The sequence below is a fragment of the Pseudoroseomonas cervicalis ATCC 49957 genome (genome assembly GCF_000164635.1).
Classification (GTDB): Bacteria; Pseudomonadota; Alphaproteobacteria; order Acetobacterales; family Acetobacteraceae; genus Pseudoroseomonas; species Pseudoroseomonas cervicalis.
Window position 1 is genome coordinate 749,409 of record NZ_GG770777.1, and the last position, 4,044, is coordinate 753,452.

At 70.1% G+C, this 4,044-nt stretch carries 5 protein-coding genes; 3 read left to right on the forward strand and 2 right to left on the reverse strand.

Annotated elements, in window-relative coordinates; all coding sequences use genetic code 11:
- Window positions 1–560: squalene/phytoene synthase family protein (locus HMPREF0731_RS03210; RefSeq protein WP_007002581.1), on the reverse strand; the 560-nt coding region annotated here is incomplete at its 3' end.
- A gap of 161 nt (window positions 561–721) precedes the next feature.
- On the opposite strand from HMPREF0731_RS03210, the gene HMPREF0731_RS03215 reads away from it, so the two are divergent.
- Window positions 722–1,360: a superoxide dismutase gene (locus tag HMPREF0731_RS03215; protein ID WP_007002582.1), complete on the forward strand. Its 639-nt coding sequence runs from the start codon at window positions 722–724 to the stop codon at window positions 1,358–1,360.
- Between the two features lie 180 nt (window positions 1,361–1,540).
- On the opposite strand, the gene yajC is transcribed toward HMPREF0731_RS03215, so the two are convergent.
- Entirely contained in the window at window positions 1,541–1,882 is a 342-nt protein-coding gene (gene yajC, locus HMPREF0731_RS03220; protein WP_007002583.1) for a preprotein translocase subunit YajC, read from the reverse strand.
- Between the two features lie 153 nt (window positions 1,883–2,035).
- Between yajC and HMPREF0731_RS03225 the strand changes: the two genes are divergently transcribed.
- On the forward strand, window positions 2,036–2,851 hold the full coding sequence (locus HMPREF0731_RS03225; protein WP_051014691.1) for an ATP-binding protein: 816 nt from the start codon (window positions 2,036–2,038) through the stop codon (window positions 2,849–2,851).
- A 46-nt stretch (window positions 2,852–2,897) separates the two neighbouring features.
- The gene (locus HMPREF0731_RS03230) at window positions 2,898–3,923 is read left to right on the forward strand and encodes an MBL fold metallo-hydrolase (RefSeq protein WP_245538236.1); all 1,026 of its coding nucleotides are present in this window, start codon (window positions 2,898–2,900) and stop codon (window positions 3,921–3,923) included.
- Window positions 3,924–4,044: the final 121 nt, after the last annotated feature.

Below are 4,044 nucleotides of genomic sequence, written 5' to 3' on the forward strand. Positions count from 1 at the left end.
TGCCGCGCCAGCGTCTCGGCCGGCAGCAGCGAGCGGCCTTGCAGCGATTGCTGCGGGATGCTGCGCAGCACCCCCGCCATGCCATAGGCGGCCCCCAGCGATTGCAGCCCGGCCAGGCTGGCGGAGGGCGCCCCCAGCGCCCGCCCGGCCGCCACCGCGAAGCCGCCCGCCGTGCCGCGCAGATAGGCCAGCAGCGCGGAGTCGCTCGGGATCTCCTCCTCCGTCTCCGCCTCGCGCGCATCGATCATGGCGTGCAGGTCCTCGGCCGAGAGCTGGCCCTGGCGCAGCGCCTCCGCCAGGGGGGTGGCCACCTCGTGCCGGCGCGGCGGGGCCTCGGTGCCGGCCTCCGTCACCGCGTCGCGCCACCATTGCAGGCGGATCAGCGCGGTCATGGCGTTGCTGGCGGCTTCCCGCGCCCGGGCCAGCTCGTGGTTGAAGGCGATCAGCAGGAACAGCGTCTCGCGCCGCTCCGGCGGCGCGAAGAGCGCGCAGAGGAAGCGGTCCGGATCGTGCCGCCGGGCCAGGGCGGCGAGCGGGGAAAGCGCGGCGGGGTCGGGCATGGGCGGGTTATGAACACCAATCCGTGCCGGGCAAGCTCTTTCACCCTTGCTTGACGCTCTCCGGGGGCACGCCTAGCTCTTGGCCGGTGCCGCGCCGTTCCGCGCGTTGCTTCGAGCGATTGCCCCGTCCGATTCGGACTTTCATCGGGAGAACAGCCACCATGGCCTTCAGCCTTCCGCCGCTGCCTTACGACGCCTCCGCCCTCGCCGCCTCCGGCATGTGCCAGGAGACGCTGGAGCTGCATCACGGCAAGCACCACAACGCCTATGTCACCGCGCTGAACGGCCTGATCGAGAGCAAGGGCCTGGCCGGCAAGTCGCTGGAGCAGATCGTGGCCGAGGCCGGCAAGGCCGGCGCCGACGGGCTGCCGGTGCTGAACCAGGCCGGCCAGCACTGGAACCACATCCTGTTCTGGCAGGTGATGGCCCCGAATGGCGGCGGCGACAGCCTGCCCGGCAAGATCGGCGCCAAGATCAACGAGGATTTCGGCGGCCTCGCCCAGTTCAAGGAGGCCTTCAAGCAGGCCGGCGTGACGCAGTTCGGCTCGGGCTGGGCTTGGCTGATCGTCGACGCCTCCGGCAAGCTGAAGGTCACCAAGACCCCGAACGGCGCCAACCCGATCTCCACCGGCGAGGGCACGCCGATCCTCGGCGCCGATGTGTGGGAGCACGCCTACTACCTCGACTTCCGCAATGTGCGCCCGAACTACCTCGACAACTTCCTGAACAAGCTGGTCAACTGGGAGAAGGTCGAGGAGCTGATGCTGAATGGCGGGCTGAAGTCCGGCCAGACGGCGTAAGCATCTTCTTTTTCTGAAGAAAAAGAAGCAAAAAGACTTCTTCCGGTTTGGCGTCCCGCCTCAGGCCTGATGCGGGACGCCAGCTGAAAAAAGTTTTTTGGTTCTTTTTCCAAAAAAGAACTCTTTGCTTCAGACAAAAAAAGGGCCCTTGCGGGCCCTTTTTCCATGAAGCGGAGCGGCTCAGGCGGCCGGCTTCACATCGTTGGCGGCGACCGGCTTCAGCAGCGTGCTGATCGTGCTGCGCACCACGGTCACGCGCACATTCGGCGCGATCTCCAGCTCCACCTCCTCGGAATTCTCCTTCACCTTGGTGACGGTGCCGAGGATGCCGCCCGCGGTGACGACGCGGTCATTGCGCTTCAGCGCGCCGAGCATCAGGCGGTGTTCCTTGGCCCGCTTCTGCTGCGGGCGGATCAGCAGGAAGTAGAACACCACGAAGATCAGGATCAGCGGGGCGAGCTGCATGACCATACCGGCGGCGCCACCGGCGGCGTCCTGGGCATAGGCGGGGGAGATGAACATCTTTCTGGCTTCCGTCTTGCCGGGGTTGGCGGGCGAAACTAGCCTCCCCGCCCCTGCCGTCAACATCTGCCAGCCGGAGCACGCACTTTGTCACACGCCGCCGAGCACCCGCTTCTGCCTGCCCTGACGCGCATCGCGGCCGCGCTGGAGCGCATGGCGCCGCCGGTGCCGGCCCGGCCGGATCTGCGCGGGGCGGATGCCTTCGTCTGGCACCCGGCGGCGGAGGGCGCGCCGGCCCGGCTCGCCCCGGTGCCGCGGGTGGCGGCGGTGGAGATAGGCCTGCTGCAAGGGGTGGCGCGGCAGAAGGCGCTGCTGCTGGAGAATACCCTCCGGTTTGCCCGCGGCCTGCCGGCCAACAACGCCATGCTGTGGGGCGCGCGCGGCATGGGCAAGTCGTCGCTGGTGAAGGCGGCGCATGCGGCGGCCAATGCCGAGATCCCGGGCAGCCTGGCTCTGATAGAAATCCAGCGCGAGGACATCCGCACCCTGCCGGAGCTGCTGAACATCCTGCGCGACAGCCCGCGCCGCGCCCTGGTGTTCTGCGACGATCTTTCGTTCGAGCGCGAGGACCAGGACTACAAGGCGCTGAAATCCGTGCTCGATGGCGGCATCGAGGGGCGGCCGGCGAATGTGCTGTTCTACGCCACCAGCAACCGCCGCCATTTGATGCCGCGCGACATGATCGAGAATGAGCGCGGCAGCGCCATCAATCCGGGCGAGGCGGTGGAGGAGAAGGTCTCTCTCAGTGACCGGTTCGGGCTGTGGATCGGCTTCCACAATGCCGACCAGGAGACCTTCTTCGCCATGGTCGAGGGCTATGCGAAGGCGCTGAAGCTGCCGATGGAGGGCGAGGCGCTGCGCGCCGCGGCGGTGGAATGGTCGGTGACGCGCGGCGGCCGCTCGGGCCGCGTCGCCTGGCAGTTCATCCTGGACCTGGCCGGGCGGCTGGGCGTCGCGATTCCGGCCTGAGCGCACGGCCCTCGACCTGGGGCGTGTCCTGCCCTAGGTCATGGCCATGAGCGACAGCGACGCCCCGCGCCTCCGCCAGCCCGCCCTCACCCCGGTGCGCGGGGCCCAGAAGCGGGGCCGCGTCTTCCTCAACCCGGACGGGTCGCTCCCCGGCCACAGGCTCGGCGCGGTATGGCGCATGCTGCGCGAGGGCGGCGGCACGCCCTGGCCGGACTGGATCGAGAACCCGGTCTATCCGCCGCCGCCAGAGGCGCCGCCGGGCCAGGCGGTGGTCACCTTCCTGGGCCATGCCAGCTTCCTGATCCGCCTGCCGGGCGGGCCGACGCTGCTGACCGACCCGATCTGGAGCGACCGCTGCTCCCCCCTCCGCTTCGCCGGGCCGAAGCGGGTGCGGGCGCCGGGAATGGGCTTCGACGCGCTGCCGCCGATCGATGCGGTGCTGCTCAGCCACAACCATTACGACCATTGCGACATCCCGACGCTGAAGCGCCTGCAACGGCGTTTCGCGCCGCGCATCATCACCGGCCTCGGCAATGCGAAGCTGCTGGCGAAGCACGGCATGGAGGATGTGCTGGAGCTGGATTGGTGGCAGCCGGCGCCGCTGCCGGGCGGTGCCTGGGCGCATTACGTGCCGGCGCGCCACGCCACGGCGCGGGGGCTGCGCGACCGCGGGCAGACGCTGTGGGGCGGCTTCGTGCTCCAGGGGCGCGAGGGCGGGCGGATCTACTTCGCCGGCGACACCGCCTGGGGCGAGCATTTCCGCGAGATCGGCCACCGGCACGGGCCGTTCGACCTCGCCTTGCTGCCGATCGGCGCCTATGAGCCGCGCTGGTTCATGCGGGCGGTGCATGTGAACCCGGAGGAATCGGTGCGCGCCTTCGGCGACCTGCGCGCGCGCCAGGCGCTGGCGATGCATTTCGGCACCTTCAAGCTGACGCGCGAGGCGATCGACGCGCCGGAGCACGCGCTGGCCGAGGCGCGGCAGGCGGCCGGGCTGGAGGAAGCCGCCTTCCGCGTGCCGGGCTTCGGCGAGAGCTTCCTGGTGCCGCTGCAACAGGCCGAGGCGCGCTGAGCCGCCCGGCTCAGCCCGGCGGCAGATCCTCCCCGGCGAACAGGGAGGCGCGCCGGCCGCGCGCCGCGAGCGCCTGCCCCTGGGCGATGAAGGCGGCATCCCCCGCCGGCCCAGGCTCGGC